Source organism: Longimicrobium sp. (assembly GCF_036554565.1).
Lineage (GTDB): Bacteria > Gemmatimonadota > Gemmatimonadetes > Longimicrobiales > Longimicrobiaceae > Longimicrobium.
In genome coordinates, this window is sequence record NZ_DATBNB010000721.1 from 1 (window position 1) to 2,481 (window position 2,481).

The following is a 2,481-nucleotide window of genomic DNA, read 5'->3' on the forward strand; positions in this document are numbered from 1 at the left end:
AAGAAGCGCGACCTGCTGGTCCTGGATCTCCTCAATCCGCTTAATCGTAGTAATCTCATCACCGATGACGTCGCCCCAGTCGGCAATCGATGACTTGATGCTCGCGCGTACGCCGAGCGCGATCGCTATCGTAACATCAAGCTCCCGAAGTAATTCTGGGGAGGCCGCGCGCGCTTGGGCGTTAGCTCTGGCAATCAGCCGCCCTACACCCTCGTCAATCTCGTTGATCCGCCGGTAAGCTGCGATCGCAAACGCTTTCTGGCTCGCGACGAATTCCTCCCTAGCCGCAATCCGTGTGAGGATCCAAGCAAAGGCGAGGGAGAAAACGAATTGAAGGACACTGAAGAGCGCCGTTTCGAGCGTCGTGGGCGTACCGCGCGCACTTATCACCTGCGCGACCAGTGTTCCCGCTGCGAGGAGTCCAAAGATGACCGAGAATGCCCGCGGTAAAGAAGAGGGAGTGTTCATGTCACTCTGAAGAGGTTTTCATGGTACGCTCACTATTGAGAGCGCGGGTTCACTACGGGCGAATTGTCGGCGTGGTTTCGCTAACCAGAGGTGAGCGACTGGAATTTGAAGTGAATCGGCACAGTTCCAGGCAACACACGATGTGTTCGTATGTGAGCACGCACGCCAACCTACTCCTCGGTTTCATCCAGCAAGTTGCGCAGCCGAAACACGAGATATTGAAGCTGGTTAGCTCTCTTCTCCAATCCCGCAGCAAGTTGCGCAACGCTCTCCCGCTGTGGTGTCCGCGCGCCTGAAAGCCACGCAACTAGCGCGGCACGACTCAGTTCCGTGTCCTCAGCGATCAGAGTGCGGGGAAGTCCGCTCTCCTCGATCACCTCGCGCACAACCCGCTGCATCTTCTCCGGCCGCGCCAAGTGCCTCCTAGGTGTGCTCTGATTCGTTGACACAACGCCGTGCGCTGATTAGAATACGCCCAGCAGAGCCAATCAGCCTCTCAACGCTGATGATGCTGCATTGTAGGGGTGTCCAGAAGAAGCCGCAAACGCCTACAGGAGCGTACCATGAGGACAGGAGCGCCTAAGACGCAAGCCTCGCCTATGCGATGGCTGGAGATGCTGTCGGATCGGTTCGGCGCGTTCGAAGCTGTCGCGCACTCCACCATCAAGCTCGCCCGGTACGCACCCGAGGACGAACTATCGATGGATCTGCTGCTGGCGGATGCAATTCTGGAGTTCGGAGACGATTTGCGGGAAGCGTCTGAAGCAGCGAACGAGTGGGCGCGGATCAACTCGGGCCGGGAGCCCTGTTGATCACGTAAGCCCATCAGAGTCGGCGGGGGTCCCGCGCGTGGTCCGGCGCTCCGACGAGGCGGGCGCAGTCGACGTCCCCCGCGTCGGGATCCAGCTCGTCGGCGACCTCGGTATCATCACCCAGCAGCCGCTCGGCGGCCAAGACCAGCACCTCGCGGGCGTTGTCGTACGAGATGGACTGGATGGCCTCGTCCAGCGGAAGCCAGATGCACTCCGTGATGCCCTCCTCCTGCTGCGGACAGGTATCGCCCGCGGGGCACTCGATCAGGTAGAAGTGGCAGAACTTGTGGATCAGCTTGCCGCGGAAGCGAAAGAACCAGTCGATGGTGCGCAGCCGCGGCCCCAGGCGAAGCTCGGTGAGCCCCGTCTCTTCCGCCACCTCGCGCAGCGCCGCCTCCGACGCGCTTTCGCTCTCTTCTACGTGCCCCTTGGGAAAGCCCCAGTGATGGTACGCGTCGCGGATCAGCAGCACGTGCGCGCGGCCATCGTTCCAGCGGTAGATCACACCGCCGGCACTGGTCTCGATGACGGCCCGGGCACGGGCGCTGCCTCCGCGGCGGCGCTTAGGCACGCGTAAGCTCCTCCACGATCTGCACGGCGTTGGTCGCGGCGCCCTTGCGCAGGTTGTCCGCGACCACCCACAGGTGAAGCGTGCGCGGCAGGAAGGGATCGCGCCGCACCCGCCCGACGAACACCTCGTCGCGCCCCGCCAGCTCCAGCGGCGTAGGATACGCATCCGCCCCGCCCTGCACCACGATGCCGGGGAACGACGCCAGCGCGCGCGTGGCCTCCTCCACCGACAGGTCGCGCTCCGTTTCCACCGTCACCTGCACCGAGTGCCCCACGTCCACCGGCACGCGCACGCACGTCGCGGCGACGGCCAAGTCGGGGAGCGAAAGGATCTTGCGCGTCTCGTTCACCATCTTGCGCTCCTCGCCCGTCCACCCCTCCTCGTCGAAGTCGCCGATCTGCGGCACCACGTTCCCGGCGATGGGCCGCGCGAACGGCGACTCGCCGGTCTCCCCCGCCAACTCGTGGCGAAGCGCGTCGCGCCCCGTCTCCCCCGCCCCGCTGACCGACTGGTACGTGGTCGCGATCACCCGCGTCAGCCCCGCCGCCTGCCGGATGGCCTCCAGCGCGACGACCATCTGGATCGTCGAGCAGTTTGGATTGGCGATGATCCCCCGCGGCCGTTCGCGCG

Annotated in this window: 4 protein-coding genes and 1 pseudogene; 1 reads left to right on the forward strand and 4 read right to left on the reverse strand. The window is 64.0% G+C overall.

Translation table 11 applies throughout. The features are described 5' to 3' along the window. Both VIB55_RS20210 and VIB55_RS20215 read right to left on the reverse strand, forming a co-directional pair. Positions 1–468: pseudogene (locus VIB55_RS20210) on the reverse strand (hypothetical protein); the annotation flags it as partial. Between the two features lie 170 nt (positions 469–638). Next, positions 639–884, reverse strand: a complete 246-nt coding sequence (locus VIB55_RS20215; protein ID WP_331878475.1) for a hypothetical protein — start codon at positions 882–884, stop codon at positions 639–641. Between the two features lie 183 nt (positions 885–1,067). On the opposite strand from VIB55_RS20215, the gene VIB55_RS20220 reads away from it, so the two are divergent. Next, a complete protein-coding gene (locus tag VIB55_RS20220; RefSeq protein WP_331878476.1) occupies positions 1,068–1,280 on the forward strand; it encodes a hypothetical protein in 213 nt (70 codons plus the stop codon). A gap of 13 nt (positions 1,281–1,293) precedes the next feature. Here VIB55_RS20220 and VIB55_RS20225 read toward each other — a convergent pair whose 3' ends face one another. Both VIB55_RS20225 and VIB55_RS20230 read right to left on the reverse strand, forming a co-directional pair. Further along, positions 1,294–1,851: an NUDIX hydrolase gene (locus VIB55_RS20225; RefSeq protein WP_331878477.1), complete on the reverse strand. Its 558-nt coding sequence runs from the start codon at positions 1,849–1,851 to the stop codon at positions 1,294–1,296. Further along, on the reverse strand, positions 1,844–2,481 hold a 638-nt coding region (locus tag VIB55_RS20230; RefSeq protein ID WP_331878478.1), incomplete at its 5' end, for an aspartate-semialdehyde dehydrogenase. The genes VIB55_RS20230 and VIB55_RS20225, both read right to left, overlap by 8 nt.

Coding starts and splice junctions, on each gene's coding strand:
- VIB55_RS20220 (WP_331878476.1), top strand. CDS start 1,068: ATGCGATGGCTGGAGATGCTGTCGGATCGGTTCGGCGCGTTCGAAGCT.